General features: G+C 45.6%; 23 protein-coding genes. 16 read left to right on the top strand and 7 right to left on the bottom strand.

Annotated features, from left to right (window positions below; genetic code table 11):
- Position 1: 1 nt before the first annotated feature.
- Both MMY95_RS02240 and MMY95_RS02235 read left to right on the top strand, forming a co-directional pair.
- A complete protein-coding gene (locus MMY95_RS02240; protein WP_015825636.1) occupies positions 2-1,072 on the top strand; it encodes a hypothetical protein in 1,071 nt (356 codons plus the stop codon).
- On the top strand, positions 1,069-2,127 hold the full coding sequence (locus MMY95_RS02235) for an ABC transporter permease (protein WP_003644469.1): 1,059 nt from the start codon (positions 1,069-1,071) through the stop codon (positions 2,125-2,127). The genes MMY95_RS02240 and MMY95_RS02235 overlap by 4 nt, the downstream gene beginning before the upstream one ends.
- A gap of 72 nt (positions 2,128-2,199) precedes the next feature.
- On the opposite strand, the gene MMY95_RS02230 is transcribed toward MMY95_RS02235, so the two are convergent.
- Complete coding sequence (locus tag MMY95_RS02230; RefSeq protein ID WP_053267850.1) at positions 2,200-2,952, bottom strand: ABC transporter permease; 753 nt, start codon at positions 2,950-2,952, stop codon at positions 2,200-2,202.
- Between the two features lie 13 nt (positions 2,953-2,965).
- Positions 2,966-3,865 (bottom strand): ATP-binding cassette domain-containing protein, encoded by a 900-nt coding sequence (locus MMY95_RS02225; RefSeq protein WP_053267851.1) that lies wholly within the window; start codon positions 3,863-3,865, stop codon positions 2,966-2,968.
- Between the two features lie 580 nt (positions 3,866-4,445).
- On the opposite strand from MMY95_RS02225, the gene MMY95_RS02220 reads away from it, so the two are divergent.
- The 3 genes from MMY95_RS02220 to MMY95_RS02210 all read left to right on the top strand — a co-directional run bounded on the left by MMY95_RS02220 (position 4,446) and on the right by MMY95_RS02210 (position 5,278).
- A complete protein-coding gene (locus tag MMY95_RS02220; RefSeq protein WP_053267852.1) occupies positions 4,446-4,859 on the top strand; it encodes a YjdF family protein in 414 nt (137 codons plus the stop codon).
- Positions 4,860-4,960: 101 nt separating this feature from the next.
- Entirely contained in the window at positions 4,961-5,098 is a 138-nt protein-coding gene (locus MMY95_RS02215) for a hypothetical protein (RefSeq protein WP_015380425.1), read from the top strand.
- A gap of 12 nt (positions 5,099-5,110) precedes the next feature.
- On the top strand, positions 5,111-5,278 hold the full coding sequence (locus tag MMY95_RS02210) for a hypothetical protein (protein WP_003640662.1): 168 nt from the start codon (positions 5,111-5,113) through the stop codon (positions 5,276-5,278).
- A gap of 331 nt (positions 5,279-5,609) precedes the next feature.
- Here the strand turns inward: MMY95_RS02210 and MMY95_RS02205 are convergent, their stop codons facing one another.
- Genes MMY95_RS02205 through MMY95_RS02195 form a run of 3 tightly spaced genes read right to left on the bottom strand, consistent with a single transcriptional unit; the run spans position 5,610 to position 7,238 of the window.
- Positions 5,610-6,278 (bottom strand): DUF6198 family protein, encoded by a 669-nt coding sequence (locus MMY95_RS02205; protein ID WP_053267853.1) that lies wholly within the window; start codon positions 6,276-6,278, stop codon positions 5,610-5,612.
- Entirely contained in the window at positions 6,275-6,712 is a 438-nt protein-coding gene (locus MMY95_RS02200; protein ID WP_053267893.1) for a MarR family transcriptional regulator, read from the bottom strand. The genes MMY95_RS02205 and MMY95_RS02200 overlap by 4 nt, the downstream gene beginning before the upstream one ends.
- 58 nt (positions 6,713-6,770) lie before the next feature.
- The gene (locus MMY95_RS02195; protein ID WP_003640658.1) at positions 6,771-7,238 is read right to left on the bottom strand and encodes a GNAT family N-acetyltransferase; all 468 of its coding nucleotides are present in this window, start codon (positions 7,236-7,238) and stop codon (positions 6,771-6,773) included.
- 293 nt (positions 7,239-7,531) lie between these two features.
- On the opposite strand from MMY95_RS02195, the gene MMY95_RS02190 reads away from it, so the two are divergent.
- From MMY95_RS02190 to MMY95_RS15860, 7 genes are all read left to right on the top strand, one after another.
- Positions 7,532-7,681 carry a hypothetical protein gene (locus MMY95_RS02190; RefSeq protein WP_003640657.1) on the top strand — a complete coding sequence of 50 codons (150 nt, stop codon included), beginning with the start codon at positions 7,532-7,534 and terminating at the stop codon, positions 7,679-7,681.
- A gap of 203 nt (positions 7,682-7,884) precedes the next feature.
- On the top strand, positions 7,885-8,772 hold the full coding sequence (locus MMY95_RS02185) for an ABC transporter ATP-binding protein (protein ID WP_003640656.1): 888 nt from the start codon (positions 7,885-7,887) through the stop codon (positions 8,770-8,772).
- Positions 8,769-9,539 carry an ABC transporter permease gene (locus MMY95_RS02180; protein ID WP_053267854.1) on the top strand — a complete coding sequence of 257 codons (771 nt, stop codon included), beginning with the start codon at positions 8,769-8,771 and terminating at the stop codon, positions 9,537-9,539. Before MMY95_RS02185 ends, MMY95_RS02180 begins: the two co-directional genes overlap by 4 nt.
- Complete coding sequence (locus MMY95_RS02175; RefSeq protein WP_202861009.1) at positions 9,517-10,626, top strand: sensor histidine kinase; 1,110 nt, start codon at positions 9,517-9,519, stop codon at positions 10,624-10,626. The genes MMY95_RS02180 and MMY95_RS02175 overlap by 23 nt, the downstream gene beginning before the upstream one ends.
- 9 nt (positions 10,627-10,635) lie before the next feature.
- Positions 10,636-11,241: a response regulator transcription factor gene (locus MMY95_RS02170; protein WP_003645996.1), complete on the top strand. Its 606-nt coding sequence runs from the start codon at positions 10,636-10,638 to the stop codon at positions 11,239-11,241.
- Positions 11,242-11,395: 154 nt separating this feature from the next.
- The gene (locus MMY95_RS02165) at positions 11,396-12,802 is read left to right on the top strand and encodes an FAD-dependent oxidoreductase (protein ID WP_003645997.1); all 1,407 of its coding nucleotides are present in this window, start codon (positions 11,396-11,398) and stop codon (positions 12,800-12,802) included.
- 196 nt (positions 12,803-12,998) lie between these two features.
- Positions 12,999-13,121, top strand: coding sequence for a hypothetical protein (locus MMY95_RS15860; protein WP_015380420.1), 123 nt, complete (start codon positions 12,999-13,001; stop codon positions 13,119-13,121).
- Between the two features lie 203 nt (positions 13,122-13,324).
- On the opposite strand, the gene MMY95_RS02160 is transcribed toward MMY95_RS15860, so the two are convergent.
- Together MMY95_RS02160 and MMY95_RS02155 are read right to left on the bottom strand one after the other, a co-directional pair.
- Entirely contained in the window at positions 13,325-14,269 is a 945-nt protein-coding gene (locus MMY95_RS02160; RefSeq protein ID WP_104795737.1) for an NADP-dependent oxidoreductase, read from the bottom strand.
- Between the two features lie 163 nt (positions 14,270-14,432).
- Complete coding sequence (locus MMY95_RS02155; protein WP_241277477.1) at positions 14,433-15,323, bottom strand: LysR family transcriptional regulator; 891 nt, start codon at positions 15,321-15,323, stop codon at positions 14,433-14,435.
- A 215-nt stretch (positions 15,324-15,538) separates the two neighbouring features.
- On the opposite strand from MMY95_RS02155, the gene MMY95_RS02150 reads away from it, so the two are divergent.
- The 4 genes from MMY95_RS02150 (at position 15,539) to MMY95_RS02135 (ending at position 18,654) form a co-directional block, all read left to right on the top strand.
- The gene (locus MMY95_RS02150) at positions 15,539-15,973 is read left to right on the top strand and encodes a DUF2255 family protein (RefSeq protein WP_016511324.1); all 435 of its coding nucleotides are present in this window, start codon (positions 15,539-15,541) and stop codon (positions 15,971-15,973) included.
- Positions 15,974-15,975: 2 nt separating this feature from the next.
- The gene (locus MMY95_RS02145; RefSeq protein WP_053267858.1) at positions 15,976-16,617 is read left to right on the top strand and encodes an NAD(P)H-binding protein; all 642 of its coding nucleotides are present in this window, start codon (positions 15,976-15,978) and stop codon (positions 16,615-16,617) included.
- Between the two features lie 137 nt (positions 16,618-16,754).
- A complete protein-coding gene (locus tag MMY95_RS02140; protein ID WP_053267859.1) occupies positions 16,755-17,609 on the top strand; it encodes an alpha/beta hydrolase in 855 nt (284 codons plus the stop codon).
- A gap of 331 nt (positions 17,610-17,940) precedes the next feature.
- On the top strand, positions 17,941-18,654 hold the full coding sequence (locus MMY95_RS02135) for a MurR/RpiR family transcriptional regulator (protein WP_168785122.1): 714 nt from the start codon (positions 17,941-17,943) through the stop codon (positions 18,652-18,654).
- Positions 18,655-18,717 lie beyond the last annotated feature (63 nt).

The raw sequence follows: 18,717 nt of genomic DNA, 5'->3' as shown, positions 1-18,717 counted from the left end.
AATGGCAACTGTAAAATTGAGACGGTTATGGTGGCAACAAAATCGGCCTTGGGTGCGACTTGTGACGGCAACGTGTCTGTTAGTGAGCTTATTAATGGCAATTAATGTGACACATACTTGGCAGGTGGAACATGCCCGGAGTGTACGTGGTGAACGGATCAACGCTGCGGATTTTGTTAAACACCCGAAAGACTATAAAGTTGCCGGTCGTCCGGCGGTTAGCCTGCATGTTTATTATGAACATCTTGACCAGTTCTTTTGGCCTGGCGAATACACTTCTACGGATCCCAATCAGGCAGTGCGGGCCCAACAACCCAACCGTTTGTATTATGTTTTGGGACTCGTCAGCGGTTTGCTGCTTGCATTCTGGGGTCGTCGCACACACCGCTTCGAGTTTATGGCTGGTTTAGGTGTTACGCGTTGGCAAATTTGGTGGCAACAGCTGCGGCTCGGGCTGCTATTAATGGTCACCGTTTTTGTAAGTCAAGTGATTTATTATGGCTGGATCACGGCTGCAATCCCCCAAGTTTATCAGCAATACCGTAACGGGGCCGCCCTCTTGGGAAGTAGTGTGGCAGTGACGATGGTCAGTGGGTGCCTAATTATGCTTGCTTGGCTGGTGGGGAGCTTTAATCAGCGGTTATGGTTAGCAATCCTGATCAGCACTCTGACCTGGCGTTGGGCGTCGGGAATGTTAACGCGGACAAATATGTGGTTGCGGTGGTTTCACATTCAGTCGTTGCCTAGTATCTGGTTACATGTTCACTACGGGGTAGCGGCAATCATGGCATTAGTGGGCTTGCTGATGCTACTAGGATTAACTTGGGTGGCCTGTCGTCAATGGTCAGCGGATATCACCACATTGCGGCAACAATCGCTATTTAATGGGGTTATCGCCAGTGCTTTGATTAGTTTGAGTATTGGCTCAACACTTGGGGACATCCTACTACTACCTTTGATGGGAACAATTGCGCCGTGGTATGAATTGGTCGGAATCGTGCTGACTATGATGGTAATGCTCGTCTATCGTGCTGGCCGTCGTTACCATCAACTGGGGGAAGTTGTGAGATGAATAAAAAATTGGGGCACTTGATTATTTGGCAGCATGCGCCACTTCTCATTGGTATGCTGATTTTGTTTATAGCACTGGGGGCGTGGACTGGCTTCAGAATGAATCAACACTGGCAAATGCTAGATCAGAATCATGACATGCTAATTTCAGGTCTTAAATACGACCACCGGCGGCAACAGTATCAGGATGTAGATGGCTTAGTAGCACCTTCGAAACAGCAGTACTTGAATCAATATTTACAAGTTTATCATGCTGATCGGCGGGGATTATTGGCGAATTTGCGCGTTGGGAGTAATGTTGAACCAAATGATTTTCTATGGGGAATCAGTATTTTAGTGGGCATAGCACTCATTGCCATTCCACGTTACCGGCATCAGAATGAGTGGTTACAGAGCTTAGGATTTCGCCGAGCAGCTATTTTTGGTGCGACGTTTTTGAGCTATAGTTTAACGACGATCATTGCGTATAGTTTGGCGAAATTAATGGTTCTGCTGGTGCTGGTACAGAATATTCCCGGAATTTATTTCGCGCAATTCAATTGGTGGGTCTGGGGCGGCAATGTAATCAGTACCACGCTCGTTGCACTGATTTTGATGACCGCTTCTGCATTAGTGTTATTGGTCACGCCTAACCTGGTAATGGCAATGCTCGTCGGCTATGCAATCGTTAAACCAATCAGTTGGTTTGTATTGATACGGTCATTCGGTCAACCTGGTAATTATTTGTTGGCGTTCCTCAATCAACACTGGTTGTTGGGTATCGCAATTGGATGTCTAGTCTGGGGCTTGGGCGGGATACTTGGTCGGTATTTGAGCGCCCAGCAAATCACGGAGCGTAACCACCAAGCGATTTTGTTACCGGCTTGGCGGGTACCAATGCTGATAGGGTTGAGCATCATACTGACTAAATTGATTACCGACGTTATGCTGGCACCACAGACGAGTTGGTCATATGTAGCAGTAGTTTGGTCAGCAACATTAATTGGTCTGATTGCTTGGATTTATCAACCGCGCTGGAGTCGCTACTTTTGGCAAGTTGTGCGACAGTTACGCTAATATGATGAAATTAACAATTAATCGATAAAGCATCCAGCCGGTCAGTAATCTTATTTGACCGGCTGGATGCTTTTAAACGTTACGGGTTTGAAAAGAATAGTTGGCAAGCGTTAAGAATAACAGTAGATAGGCGATATAACCAATCGCCAGCGTGGATAGATTTAGTCGGGTTAATTGTTGTAGTTGTGGTGTTTGGATTTGCTCGCCTAGATTGATCATGTTGAGCGGATTCCACTTTAACCAGCTGACTTTGGCGTATAAATAAAAACAAAGTTGATTGAAAATGGTCACAATAAAGTACCCAATGATGCCGGTCAGAATGGCTGGTGTTGAACTGGTGAATAGGGTGCCCAATAGTAAGACGACACTCATTAAAAATAGTAGGGTCAGTCCTGTTGATAGCATGTTCAGACCCCAAGTGTGCCAAATTGTACCGTAATTAGGTAAGTGCCGAAAGAAGCTCAACTTCAGTCCGAGACTCATGAGGGTGCTAAAGCCAGATAAGCCAATCATCAGACCGAGTATCGTGAGCCATTTGCTGACTAAGACTTGGGTCCGCGAATAACTGCGATAAAGTAGCGCTCGTAACGTGCCATTTTGCCGTTCATTCGTTAAATAAGTGCTGCCAATTGTGATTGTCAAAAATAGTATCGGAATAAAGCCGTAGTCGTTGTTTACAAATGCATCATATGGCGTTAGTAGCTGTGGGTAGTGAGCGGCATATATCGCAATTATGAATTGAAAAATCATTATAAATGGAATAAACAGTTGAATCACACGATGGTGCATTAATTTTCGATTTTCTTGTCGTAACAATGTGAACATTAGATTGACCTCCTTAGTGGTTGACCGTTTTCAGCATGGTTAATAAGGATGATTCTAAGTCTTCAGTGTGGGGTTGAATCCGCTGTAACTGAATCTGATTGGTCAAAAGTAGTTGCAGTAATGGATTAAGCTGAAATCCGGGCGTTATTAAGACACGAATTGGTGTTGCTGCAACTAGGTGGTATCCAGCAGAACGCAATAGCTGATAAGCCCGTTGATCTTGATTAGTTACTAATTCATAAGTGGGGCGCTGTTGGGCAAGAAACGCCGGCATGCTCATATTGGCGATCAGTTGCCCGTGATCAAGAACTAAGACGTCATTGGCGACCCGTTGCAGTTCACTCAGGAGATGACTTGAAATTAAAAAGGTGGTGCCTTGAGCTTGCGCCCATAGAATTAAATCGCGTAATTCTTTTGTGGCCTGTGGATCAAGACCATTCATGGGTTCATCTAAGATGACTAGTGCGGGCTGATTGAGCAAAGCCAAGGCTACACCCAATTTTTGCCGCATACCGAGTGAGTAGTGTTTCGTTAGTGTATCGGCAAATGCTTGCATGCTAAGTGCTTCAATGATTTTGGTAACGCGTGCGGTACGATTGGCACCGGTTGCAAACAGTGAGAGTTGTTGCCGGCCAGTCAAGAATGGGTAGAGTCCGGGATATTCAATTAGGGCGCCCACAGCGCTTAAAGCTTGGTGATGGCATGGCGTAATTGACTGACCATTTAAATAAATCTGACCAGTAAAGGAAGTGAGTCCTAAGATTGATTTCATCAGTGTCGTTTTGCCAGCACCATTTGCACCAACTAAGGCGACGATATGCCCCTTTTGAATGGTGAAGGTCAGGGCTTTTAAAATGTGCTGGTGACTGAAGTATTGATTTAATTGCGTGACGGTCAGTAGTGGTGTGTTCATATTGGAATCCCCCTAAACCTTAAGCGGCTAATAATAAACACTTCAAGGTATTTTACAAACAAAGTATACTATTAATCACAGTGTAATAGTGTGGTATTACACTATTTAATATAATCTTAATTATTACTTGTTGTACTCGTTATTATTTAGCAATAACTATGGTTAAAACGTCTTGATTTTAAAATTCAGCAACTGCCGGCTTGGATCAACCGGAAACAGTTTGAGTTTGCACCAATTTTCGGTGGATTCTTACCGCGCCAACTGGAGGCATAATTATCAGCCATTCGAGTGGTTGACCGATGGGAGCGGCAGGGTGACAGTGCTCAATAGCCCAAGCTGACGAGCAGGAGTCTGATTGACTGTCACGTTTTAATCATGATTCATGTCGGATTAACTAAGTGCATTAATTATTCCATTGATACATAAGTGCTAATTTGACAAACTGACTTAATCTGACATACTAATTATTAGCGAAATTAAAAACACGGTCTGGTCGGTAGTCCAGACGCAGCAACGGCTGTCAGTAACCTGCCTTCCTTGGTTGTCCGAATTTCGTTAGTGAAATTAAGGAGGGGTTAATTTGATTAACCGATGCAAATTAACGGTGTTTTTTGATCAACAATTTTATCAGGGTGTTTTTGAGCGTTGGTCGACGGACGGGTATCAAGTCGCCCGAGTGACCTTTGGGACGCAGAATCCTAGTGAACCCCAGATTAGGTTGTTAATTCAAGATCGGTGGTCAACGCTGCAATGGACGACGGCTAGTGCGGTTGCTCAGCAGCAATTGGTTCGCGAGTATCGTCGTGCGGCACGACAATGTCGTCAACATCACGTTCGATTCAAACCGACTAGAGCAATGCAAATGTTTAAGTTAGAACATCAGCGTAACTTGGTAATGAAGAAACGGCAGCAGCGTCGTGCCCGACATGACCATGCTCAGTTGATACGAGCAAAGCGGTTGGCAAAACATCGTGCTCAACATCGTGGCCATTAGTTGACGAGACACTCACTTAGCTAATTTTAGTTAAGTGAGTGTTTTTTGACAGCATCAAAATAAAATCAATCAGTTTTGAACCGCTTCGAGATTTGATACCAATGATTCCGGGCTTTGAGGACGGACTACTGATTGGTGCCAATGGGGCGTTAATTGCAGATAATCGGCAAATCAAACCAGTTGCATCAATACGGTCGCATGATTTACAGCTCGTGACTGAGATGGTTGCTAGCGATTGAGTTATATTGCGGATGGCTGCTGAGATTGTGCGGCTCAAGTCGATTTTCAACCAGCTTGATTCTCGACACTTGCCACAAAGAGTTGGACTGCCGAAATTGGATGAAGTGATTAAAGTTATCTTATTGAGGGTTGATGAAGATGCAGAGTATGCGCTTAAGTACTTAACTGCTGGCAACTGAGATGTTGATGACTGTTCAGCATACCACAGAAGGTAATCTTGATTTGATTGCTATTAGGGTCAATAAATGGTCCGCCTGTAACGACTGGGGATCCAGCGCTAAGTGGCGTTTGGTAGCGATGAAAATGATCGACAATTACTACAACATGTAATAACGAGCATGTGGGTCCAAAGTAAATCAATTAGGAGAATAATTAACGGATAGCCGATGTTCACCTGCATTAGTGGCTGAAAAAATTCGGGCACTGGCAGACTAACGAACTGGCGTGAACACAAGCCAAAAAACACGATCACTAGCCAGTGACCGTGTTTTTATTTGATAATTCTGGAAATTAGTTGTTCGCGTCAGCGGCTGGTGTCATCCAGTCAACAAATCGATTTGCATGTTCGGTAAAGAAATTTACGAGTCGCCCAGTTAAAAAGGCTGCAATGAGGGTACCTTCCCGAACCCCCGCTAAAGAATGAGTAAAGCTGAGTGCCAGGACTAGTGAAATGCCAATCAGAATGAAATCATTATAAACTTTGACTTTGGCAAACTTGAGTTGATGCATCAGTGCGATGGCGTTCGGAAGTCCTTCACCAGGCATGATAATGGCGTGTGAATTGACTTCTAAAAAGACACCTAACGATAAGAGCACCGTTCCCATTAAGACAAGTCCGAGTTGCTCGATGTATGTTTGATTAGGAAGACTATGGAAAAACCGCACAAAAGCATCGATGAACCAACCGAACAGGCTACCCGGAATTAATTGCAATAAGTTTTGCCAGGAGAACTGCCGGCGCAAAACGATGGCTTCTATTAGAACTAAAATGAAAATAAAAGCAATTGTCAACTGGCCAATTGGAATTGCCGTAATATTGCTAATGACATTCGGAATACTTGAAATTGGGGACGTTCCTAATAAGGATAATTTAGAGAGTGCGACGCCAGCTGACATGCACAGGATACCAATTACGAGGACTCCAAAGTGTTTAATGAATTTTTTCAATGACGATTTCAATCTCTTTTCTCTTGTAAGGCTAGGTAAACTTGTTGTAATTGGTTCGTAAACACTTGCTCGTTGACTTCTGGATGAGCAGCGAAGAAGTCATACCACCAGTCAATCAACGTTTTCTTAATGGCGATAACGATTTGTTCACCAGCCGGTGTCAAGCTAATTCGTAGACTACGTTGATCGGCAGGATCACGAAACCGGATGACGAGTTGGCGTTGCTCAAGTTGACGAACAGTTCGAGCTAATAAACTAGGATCGAGCATCAGACTGGCAGCCAAGTCCTTTTGAGTTTGGGCCGAATGATCGTAAACAACCAGTAATAAGTCACTTTCGGTCGCCCGAATGTTCAGCGCCTGTAGTTGGGTGTTGATGCTGTTTTTGGATTCGCGGTAAATACCCGCAATATATTTAGTTAGACTAAAATACTCGATAGTCAGCACTCCTTTTTTATAAATAGTGGACAAGTCCATTATTTATAAAAAAAACGACCTTGTCAAGTCAGTCGTTTAACGGGTCACAGTTGTAAGTCATAGTTAATAGTGGATATGGACGGCCCTGATCATCAGTTGGTTGGCGATTAGTGACTTGGAAACCACGGTGTTCATAAAATTGACGCGCCCGTGGGTTTTGTTCATTCACTGTAAGCGTTGTGGCACCATAATCCTGAATACTAGTTTGCAGTAAGGCGGTTCCAATACCAGCGCCACTAGCGGCTGGGGCGATAAAAAGCATGGCTACTAGTGAACCATCAATACCGATGAAACCAGTTGGGGTATTTTGATCATCCACTGCAACGAGCAGTTGTGGAACGGTTCGTAATGCTGTGGGGACTTCGTGCTCAATGGTTGTGATTTCAGCGGGCGTTAGAAAGTGGTGACTGGCGTCGACGGACTGTCGCCAGAGTTGAGTTAATTGGCTAATCAATTGCGGTGTTCGCTCGGCAGGCGGGAAAGACTTAATTAACAATGGTCGACCTCCTTATTTTCGTTGTGATTGATTAAGTTTAACATAAGAGCCGGTGTCAGTGCCAAAACTAATTTAACGGTTGGAATGACCTTTGAATGTATTGAACTTTTGATGGACTAATCATTTTCCAACTGGAGAATGGCGGATTAAAGACATACATACGTAGGCGAGTAACAACTAAACGAAGTGAAATCACAGTTAATCAGTGACCACCCTCAGTTAGGAATGGCAGATCAATCGACATTGTATTGGCTGGCTCGTATACTAGCGAAAAGTGGATTGGATGTGTTGGAATGAAATTTGTAATTTTTGGCGGTGAATTACTGGTGTTAGCTGCCTGGCTCATTTATGGTCGAACACTGCCATTGAGTTTGCGTATCATTGGTGTTATTGGAATCGTTATCGTTTCGCAATTGGCACATTGGGTATTGAAAGCACGGTAACTAGCGTTATTAATTGTGATTCAAATGAGCTTTTGATGTAAATCCAGAAGCTCACTTTTTGTCTGGGTTATTTTCTAAAGAATTATGCTAACTTATCAATACTGTTGAAATAATGACATTTGTCACCTGATCATTATGACAAACGCGACTACTCGACCCGATTACGCTGGCGTACACTATAGTCATTAAAGGAGGCGGGGATAATGACACCGTTGATTGAAGCAACTAAGGTCGCATTTAGTTATGGTCAACAGTCAGTTTTGACTGATATTAATATGACGATCATGCCGGGCGAGATTGTTGGCTTGATTGGTGAAAATGGGGCCGGCAAAACGACGTTGTTAAATTTGTTATTAGGAATCAAACGAGTTCAGCAGGGCCATCTCAAGGTGTTCGGGCAAGCGGCCGGTAGCCTGGCGGCGCGATTAAAGATTGGGTCAATGATGCAGGGTGATATGGCAATTCAAGGCGTGACGGTGCGTGATATGTTAAGGCTAGCTGCGGCACAACGTCTGCCTGAATTTGATTGGCAAGCATTATTAGCCACCTTGAAACTACAAGACATAGCCCAGCAACGCTTGACGGCGTTATCTGGAGGACAGTTACGACGAGTCACCTTTGCTTTGGCACTGGTAGGTGATCCCGATTTGTTATTTTTAGACGAGCCGACCGTTGGCATGGATACCAATGCGCAACAGACATTTTGGCAACAGATTAGGCGCTTGAAGGCCGCTGGTAAAACCATTATCATTACCAGTCATTACCTACCGGAGATTGAAGCCATCGCTGATCGAATTATGTTGCTGAAGGACGGGCGCTTTGTCTTTCAAGGCTCGTTTGCCGTGTTGCAAAAACAATATCAACAAGTGGAGATTCGTTGCCAAACGAGACTGCCAGCGGATCGGTTTACAAATTTAACGGCAGTAACTGCGGTTACTAAGCAAGGCGACGAACTACGCATGAGTAGTGAAGACGGTGACGCTACGCTGCAAGCGATGATGCCCATAATCAGTGAGTTGCATCAAGTCTCAATTAGTCGTGAATCATTGACGGATATTTTTGTTCATCTGACGAAGGGAGTCTCAGCATGAAAATTTTAATGGCTCAACTGAGATTTGATGCACGGCGTTTGATTATTCGAAACGCAGCGTTTCAGTTTTTTGCCTTGGTGATGCCAGCAGCTTTTTACTTGTTATTTACAAAAGTAATGGTTACCGGTGGCACAATGGCTCAAATCGCACTTTTTAATCGGTCTTATATGGGCAGTATGATCGTTTATAGTGGGACGATCAGTGCGCTGTTCAGTATTGCCCAGATTCTAATGCATGATCGGGAACGGGGACTATTACGGTGGCTACGGTTAACGCCACACGGGGTAGTACCGTACTATCGTTCGATTGGCATGATGAGTTTGGGAATGAATGCGTTAACGGTCGTTATTTTAGGCGCGATTGCGGTCGTTGTGAACCACGTTGATTTAACCGTGGTTCAATGGCTAGGGATACTTGGAATTGCTCTGATTGGTCAATTACCGACATTGCTTATGGGCGTTGGACTCTCATTTTTGAATCGTGCCGAAACGTTGAGTGTCGCTAGTAATTTAATTACCTTTCCAATGGCCATTATTAGTGGTCTATGGTGGCCCATTAGCCTATTACCAAGCTGGCTACAGGTGATTGGTAAACGACTGCCAACATATTATGTGAACGATTTGTTGGTCAACTGGGGCACCCATGGTACACTAAAATTAATCGATTTGCTTGGTATCGGGCTATGGGTGTGCGGCCTATTAGTGATTGTTAGTTGGGTGATTCAGCGGGTACTTAAACGGGGGAATGGCGTTGTTGACGCATCATAGAAACAACTTGAAGACGATTGAATGGACGAGCTACGTGTGGCTCGCCTATTTGCCGTATACAATTGCGGCTTACATACCCGTTAAATCTTGGTATGATTGGTTTTGGCTAATGCTTGTTGGTGGCTTCCTTGTGTTGTACATCTTGGTTGTTGAGAAGCCGCATTGGCGTGCAATGACGATGCCAGCGGAGTTAGTTGTGACGGGACTGTTTGCGGTATTTGCGGCTAACAATTTTATGATCATCTTTCCCGGCTGGCAAGTGAGCTTTTTACTTGGTCGTCGTCCTAAGCGAGAATTTTATGGTTTTGCTTTAGGGTATTATGCCTTTTTACTTGGTGGCTGTATACGAGACTATTTACAATATCCTGGTGTGTTTGGGTGGCATAATGGTGACGTGATGGGTTTAGTTTTTCCATTGTTATCACCCATACTCGCGTATACCTTTTCGCGGTCAGTTGAACGACAGCGCCAACTCAACCAAACTAACCGCCGATTAAAAACAATTGTGGAACGTAACGAGCGTGAACGAATCGCGCGTGACTTGCACGATACCCTTGGACAAAGCTTTTCAATGATTACACTCAAAACGGAATTAGCTAAAAAATTACTCGTCAAAGCACCGGAGAAAGTGGCACCAGAATTGGACGAAATCGAACAAACCAGTCGCCAAAATTTACAGTTAGTTCGCGAAATCGTCAATAATTTGCATGAACAATCGCTCACAGAAGTCCTATTGGCCCAAACTCGTAATCTAGCAGCGCCTGGTGTCTGGACGACGACCACTGGTGAGACACAGGCAACCAAGTGGCCGACAACGGTCCAAAGTTGTTTTGCGGCGGTGTTAGTTGAAGCCATGACCAATGTGATGCGCCACGCACACGCGCACGAGGTGCGGATTGATTTTGTCGAGACGGCAAAAATTTATCAGATTAAGCTGAAAGATGACGGTAAAGGTGGAACCTTGATTCGTCAGGGCGCCAACGGGATTGCCGGGATGCGAACCCGCTTGCAAGCTAAACAGGGCACCTTTGCCATCACGAGTAGTCGGCGCGGCACCCAGTTGATCTTAACTTTACCAAAGGAGTAGTGAGTCAGCATGATAACTTTATACTTAGCAGAAGACCAAAGCATGTTGAATTCTGCCTTGACCCAATTACTGGAATTAGAAGATGATCTACACGTGGTGGGTAGCGCAGTAGACGGCATAAACGCCTGGCAGGAGTTGCAAGAACTGCAACCGGATGTCGCAATTCTGGATATCGAAATGCCAGGGATAACCGGCTTGGATGTTGCTGATCTATTGGACAGTTCGCAGCTAGCTACGAAAGTAATAGTTTTGACGACTTTTGCGCAACGCCGTTATTTTGAACGAGCAGTTAAAGCCAATGTCGCGGGATATTTGTTAAAAGATAGTCCGAGTGATGACCTAATTGATGCAATTCGAGCTGTGATGACCGGCCGCACCATCTATGCGCCCGAGCTAGTCACGAATATGTTGTCAGCAGACAACAATCCATTGACCGAACGGGAACTAGCAGTTTTGGTCGAAGCTGAGAAGGGGTTGCCCACGAAGACGATTGCGGCCAATTTATACTTGTCAGCGGGGACGACCCGTAATTACTTATCCGCCATTTTTAGCAAATTGGGGGTTCACAATCGATTAGAAGCGATTCGTGTGGCGAAAGCTAATCAGTGGTTGTAAAGCTAGGCTGTTTGAACGAGGGGCCAACTAGGTTTGTTTTCATCAACACATATACAAATGATTTGGTGCGCGATATAATTAATTGAACAGTGGTTAATGTTGAGCCCGCTTACTAATTACGTGGCAAATCTGGAAGAATGGAAGATCCGGTAAGATGAAAGTAATGATCATCGGTAGTACCCACGCTGGTACGGCAGCGGCACGCGAAATTTTAACACGTCATCCGGAGACGGCGGTGACGATTTACGAGCGGAATGATAACGTTTCGTTTGTTTCGAGTGGGATTTATTTGTACTTAACGGGTGTCATCCAACACCTGGAAGACATGTTTTACACCTCGCCGTCTGACTTGAAGCAGTTAGGCGCTCAAGTTAAGACCCGCCATAATGTTTTACGAATTGATACGGGCCATAAAACGGTGCAGGTCGCCAATATGCAGACTGGCGAAGTCTTTGATGACACTTATGATAAGCTGATTATGGCAACTGGTTCATCAGTTATTGTGCCACCAATTATGGGTATCGATCATGAGAAAGTATTACTGTGCAAAAACTACGAGCAGGCGGAACAACTTTATCAATCTCTACAGGCCAACCAACGCGTTGCAATTGTTGGGGCCGGATATATGGGGACCGAGTTAGCGGAAAGCTATGCTAGTATGGACCAACAAGTCATGTTATTTCATTCGCATTCACATATTTTGAATAATTATCTTGGCCCCCAAATGGCGGATGCTGCAACTAAACTCTTACAACATCACCAGGTCGATATCCACCTCAATGAACGGGTGACTGGATTCGCAAGCGGTTCGAATGATCAGTTGATCGTTGAAACCGCGCAGGGTGATTATGAGGTTGATCTGGCCGTCGTTTGCGCGGGCTTTATGCCGAATACGGAATTGTTACGCGGGCAGGTCGCTATGGACCGCCATGGTGCTATCTTGATCAATGATTATGTTCAAACCTCTGACCCGGATATTTATGCGGCTGGGGATGCTTGCGTGGTCAATTATAATCCCACGGGACAGCCGGCGTATACACCATTGGCAACTAACGCACTGCGCCAAGGTGCGTTGGCGGGGATCAATGTTTTCGGAGATTTACAGCCGTACATGGGAACGCAAGCCACCTCAGCCATGCAATTATTTGATCACACGATGGCCACAACTGGGTTGACCTATCTAGCCGCGCAAAGACGAGAACTACCAGTACGACACGCCGTCTATCAAGGCAATTGGCGGCCAGCTTATATGCCGACGACGGCCAAAGTCACGATTGAACTAGTTTATAATTATCAGAATCGTCAGCTTCTCGGCGCGCAATTCTGGAGTCGTCACGACATTGCCCAAGCTGCAAACACGATCTCAGTAATGATTCAAAATCAGAATACGATTGATGATTTGGCTTACGTGGATATGTTCTTTCAGCCGAATTTTAATCAACCGTTCAACTATTTAAATTTGGTGGGGCAACTAGCCGTCAAACAAGAATATCAGCGAGGCAATCAAACACCACGAATTACAGCTCGTGGTAACTGGTCGAATAGTAGTGATAAGCATTGACCTAACGTAAAGCAGCACAGGCGCATTAAATCACAGACTTGGGGTCATTTCCCAAGTCTGTTTTTATGCCATCCAAATGATGAAAGCACTGTTCGTCATCCCATAATTGTTGAAAAAGCTTGACTTACGCTGACAGGAACCCTGTATAATAGGTTCCAATCAAAGGTGGGGATCAGGACATGCAAGTAAAAGTGAAATGGCTGTCGGGGTTGCTAGTGGTTTTGCTAGTACTGGGGCTCAGTGGATGTATGGCACAACAACACCGCATGAAGTATGTACAGTCAAATACGCCTACGTTATTTTTCCACGGTGGCGGTAATAGGTATCACGCCGAGGCACAGATGGGACAAGCGGCTGAAAATGCAGGGGTGACAACTAGCGTTATTCGGGCGATGGGGCTTAAAAAAGGGCGCTTCAGGAATTCGTAGTGGATTCTTGAAGCGCCCTTTTAAGGCTTTAATGCGTCGTTTGACAGTCAATGTGGCGATTGGTCAATTGGCTGAGGCTGGAGCCGATACCGTATTAAGCTTCAGTGCCGACGTTGATGATGAGCTTACCAGCACTGTGACTGTTTTCGCTATACCGGTGGGCGGCTTGGAGACCAACCGTACTAAACGGAAAGACTTGGTCGATGATGACTTGTAAGTGTCCTTCAACGGCGAGCTGCCCCAAGATGGCTAACTCCCGGCCGTTGGGTTGTAACCACCAGCTGGAGACAGTGGGGCCTTGGGATTTTTGAGCCGCCGTTGGTTGCCCATCAATCGTCACGAGTCGGCCAGTTGGCTTTAAGATTGCCAAGCCCTCATCAATGGCGTCAATGGTATCAAAGACGGCATCGTAGTCTGTAAGGACATCTTGAATAGCCGTCGTGTGGTAATCAATGACGTGGTCAGCGCCGATTTGCTTCAACAGCGTATGGTGATTGGCGCTCGCAGTAGTCGCAACCTCGGCACCGAGGTACTTAGCAATCTGGATGGCATTTAAACCAACCCCGCCAGCACCGGCTTGAATTAAGACTTTCTCGCCAGCTTGAATCTTTAATTGGTCATGAATGACTTGGTAAGCAGTTAGCCCCGCTAACGGCAAAGCGGCGGCTTGTTCAAAAGAAAGACTGGCTGGTTTTAGTGCTAACTTGTTTTCTTTGACTGCGGCATATTCAGCGTAGGTCCCGCGCCGGCCATCCGCATAAATGTCTGGGCGGGCAAAGACTTCATCACCAACCTTAAAGTTGGTCACGGCCGCGCCAGCCTCAACAATGGTCCCAGCGACGTCCCAACCAAGGACAACTGGCATTTGCCAGTCAAACATGCCTTTAAGCAACCCTTGACGAGATTTCCAATCGATGGGGTTGATACTCGTTGCCTGAACGGCGACTAAGACCTCGTCCTGATCAATGCTGGGACGTTCGATAGTGGCCATCTGGAGTTCTTCGGGCCCACCGTACTGATTAATAATGACTGCTTTCATTTTAAATAATTCCTCCCTGAAACTGAATAACCTAGCTTAGCATTTTAGTTGTGCTCAATTCAATTATTTAGTTCGAATTAGCGTGAATTAGATGCGCGTCGTCTTCAGCAGCCATCAATTGGGCAGTGTGTTGTGGTGATTGGTGAGAGCTGAGTCGATACTGTTAGTCAGTAGGTATTTGTTGCTGCAGGTCTGTCGCCAGTTGCGTTGAAAAGGTTTTGGCGGCTTCCGACAAGCGTTGTCCCTTAGTCCAGACTAGGCTGGTGCGGGCGGTTATTCGAGGTGTTAGTGGGATGAAAATCAAATCGGATTGGTTCGTATTGATGATGCCATCAATCCCTAACGCGTACCCGACGCCCGCAGAAACTAGTAACGAGGCATTATAGAGTAAATTATAAGTGGCGACGATGGTGAATTTGGGCGTGCTTTCACCATACCAATCCTGAAGTTGATTGATCATACCGTGTTGTGCAGAAACAATGATCTTTTGGCCTTCAAGATCAGCTAAGCTAATGTAATCATGGTCAGCTAGCGGCGAATGCCGCGGAACCAGTAATCCCCAGCGACTTTCTCCGGGCAGATGGATAAAGTTTAAGTCGTGTTTGTCAGTTGGTTCCGTGACGATTCCAAAGTCAAAGTTCCCGGTTTTGAGGTTGGTTCGAATCTGATTCGCATTACTACTCGTCACATTGATCCTGATTTTCGGATACTGTTGTTGTAGTTTCTTAATCGACTGAGCAATCGTCAAAAAACTGCGCATCTCGGCACTCCCTAATTCAATCGTGCCACTGATTTCTTTGGCTGTATTAATGTTGGCAAGCGTCTTATCGGCTAAGGCGATGATTTGGTTCGCCTGCGTGGCAAAGTATTCACCACTACTCGTGAGACTGATATGACGGCCATTGCGTTCAAATAGGGTCACGCCCAGCTCATCCTCTAAATCCTTTAATTGTCGTGAAATTGTTGGCTGCGAGACGTGTAAGCGTTCAGCAGCCCGACTGATATTTAACTCGGCGACCACTGCTTGAAAATAACGTAGAACTCGTAATTCCATCTAAAGCACTTCTTTCTATTACAATTAAGTATAATTTTAAATACCATATAAGCATTCGACATGGTTGCTGTCAAGCTTTAAGATGAAACTTGAGGTTAGTGCAGAATAGTTGGTTATTCAGAGAATAACGTGTCAAGCATCAAGGCAGGGCACCATTTAACCGAAGTGCTCTGAATTAAGCACCACTATTTTGCCAGAATGGAGGAATGTTAACGATGAAAAAAAGTAATCAGCCCGTAGTGTCAACCACTGTAACCACGATGCAGTGGTCCAGAGCACAGTTAGCCGCTTTTAGCACGGCGGATGATTTTCAAGTCTCCCCATTTTACAGTGATGGGCAGACATACGGGACACCGACCTGGATTTGGTCGGTCGTGGTAGGGCAGCAACTATTTATCCGTGCTTGGAACGGTCCGCGCTCACGCTGGTATCGATCGGCCGTAACCCAAAGGGCTGGCCGGATTCACTTGGCCGAGAGCAATCATCTGGTGAATTTTGTGCCCATTTGTGATGAACAGTTAAATAACCAGATTGACCAAGCTTATCGACAAAAATATGCCGGTAGTCCGTATTTAATGCCGATGCTAGCAAGTGGACCGCGGCAGGCGACGGTCCAAGTGATGCCACGAATATCTAAGAAAGGTGAATAGAAATGACTAAAATAATGATTATTGGTGCTAATGGTGGGATTGCCAGGAAGCTGACGCAACGGTTATTAGCAGAAACTGACGATGAACTGGTATTGTTCCTACGTCGAGCGGAACGTTTAGCCCAGTATCGGGAGCAACCACGGGTCACGCTGATTGATGGCAACGTGCTTGATACGGATGAACTTGCCACAGCAATGGCGCCGGTGGACATAGTCTATTCCAATGTTGGTGGGACTGATCTAGCAGCCCAGACGAAGAGCATTTTGGCCGCAATGGCCCGAACTCAGCGGCAACGGTTGATCTTCATTAGCGCACTCGGCGCCCATCATGAGGTGCCAGGAAAATTTGGCGCGTGGAACGAACAAGCCATTGCCGATTTCCTACCCGGTTTTCGAGAAGCAGCGAGGTTGCTTAGTACTTCCGAACTGGTTTATACGGAGATCCGACCAGCCTGGCTAACGGATGCTGCCGAAATTGATTATGAACTGACAATCGGCGCAGAACCTTTCAAAGGAACTGAGGTATCGCGAGCGAGTGTTGCTGATTTAGTCTTTAAATTAATGGTGCATCCTGAAAATTATCAGCGTGTCAGTTTAGGGGTTGATAAACCTGGTACGGCGGGTGATCGGCCTAATTGGTTGTAATTCCTGTCATGAGCCTTAATTGAATGCTAAAATAAGCGTTAACGCTCAGACGACATGCACGCCGATGCGGGGTAGCACAAATTTAAATGACGAACTAACAGTGAATAGATGATTAAATAGAATTCAGGGGAAAGTTATTGAAAAGAATACGATTATGGGGGCTGATAGCAGGCCTGTTGCTATTATTAGTTGGTTGTGGTCGTGCAGAGACGACCGGGGTGACTAAACCGGTTACGACTCAGGGGCATCGTTACATTCCAACACTGTTTTTCCATGGGTGGGGCAGTAGTTACCATGCTGAGACGCACATGGCAGATGCTATCGTTAAAGCCGGCAAAACACAAACTATTGTACGCGCGATGGTTGCTAAAAACGGGACGGTGACTTTGAAAGGCCACTTTAGATCAGGTGATTATCGACCAATTGTCGAAGTGAACTTTGCTAATAACCGGTCTTCAGATTATCCAACCGTGGGCCGCTGGGCAAAAAATGTGGTGGTGGCGCTCCAACGAACTTATGGCATCACGTCGTTTAACATGGTTGGTCATTCCATGGGTAATATGGCGATTACCTATTATCTATTGGCGAATGCGCAAAATGAGCGGTTGCCGCAGCTCAGGCGACAAGTCGCAATTGCTGGACATTTCAATGGTATTTTAGGCATGGACGACAGCCCTAACCAGATGACGTTGAATGCTGCGGGACGACCGAATAAATTGCGACCGGCCTACCGCCAGTTATTAGGATTGCGGCGGGTTTATCCACGTCAGCAAGTACGAGTCCTTAATATTTATGGCGATAAGGGCGATGGGACGCATTCGGATGGGTCCGTCAGTAACGCTTCATCACGCTCTTTACGGTACTTAGTTGCGGCGCGTGCGCGTTCTTATCGCGAGGTTAAGATTACTGGGAAACATGCGCAACACAGCCAGTTGCATGAAAATGCGCAGGTCGACCGGTTACTGATTGATTTTTTATGGCCCACACATTAAAGTGGGGCAGCCTGATGGACAGGCACTGGCGAGTTCGCATTTTTAAAATTGACGCTAAAGAAACTGGGGTAGTCAGCTGACGTTTGTCAGTGATTAGCCTAGTTTTTAGGTTGCTACCAACTTGTAATGACGGGGTATTCGCGCTTAAATAGATAAAGACTGATTACTGGTAACGGTGTTGGTCGTTTGCTAGCGCGATCAGAGTGGCTGATTATAGTAGGCTATTGATAGTAGTTGCGCGTCCAATCGATTGTATGACTAATGAGGGTCGAACAAACCAGGTCATTATGGTGACCAAGCAACGGATTATTGGAGTGGGGGGTAGTGGCGGATGTTTAGTTATGAGCAGCTCGAAAAATATAATGAAACTGATGTGGAAATTTACAGGTACGTTATTAATAATATGGATAGGGTCGGCTACATGAGCATTCGTGAGTTAGCTCACGAGTTGCACGTGTCGACCTCGACGATTTTGCGTTTTTGTCTTAAAAATGGGTTCGAAGGTTATCGTGATTTTAAACGGGCTCTTAAAAGTGAACAACAACAGTTGTCCACCTACGAGCCCAAGAGCGACGTCAGTGAGCTAGCACACTTTTTTGCAAAAACTAATTCTAGCGCGTATGAACGTAAGTTGATGCCAGCGCTCACGTATTTGCGTCGAGCCACGCTGGTTATTTTTGTCGGCATTGGTTCCTCAGGAAGTTTGGCCCGCTATGCCGCGCGCTGTTTTACCAACGCTGGTAAGGTTGCGTTTGGACTTGAGGATAGTAATTATCCAGTGAATACTTTTGAGATTCACGATACGGTCGTTTTTGCGTTATCTGAGAGTGACGAAACCCCAGAACTAATTGCACTTGTTCAGCATTTTCAACAACGCCGGTGCGCAGTCTTAAGCATTACTAACCAGTCCCAATCCACGCTAGCGAAGCTTTCCGATTGGAATTTTTCATATCAATTGGCTCACCAGAGAATTAATGGTAATTATAATATAACGACCCAGGTCCCCGTGGTCTATGTGATTGAGACCTTAGCGAAACGACTATAACTAAAGAAACGAATCGTGACTTGAATAGTAACGATTCGTTTTTTAAGCTTGGAAGTGAAAGGG

Source organism: Lactiplantibacillus sp. ME-2, from assembly GCF_022549155.1.
Classification (GTDB): Bacteria; Bacillota; Bacilli; order Lactobacillales; family Lactobacillaceae; genus Lactiplantibacillus; species Lactiplantibacillus plantarum.
This window is presented reverse-complemented; position numbering and strand designations above follow the sequence as displayed.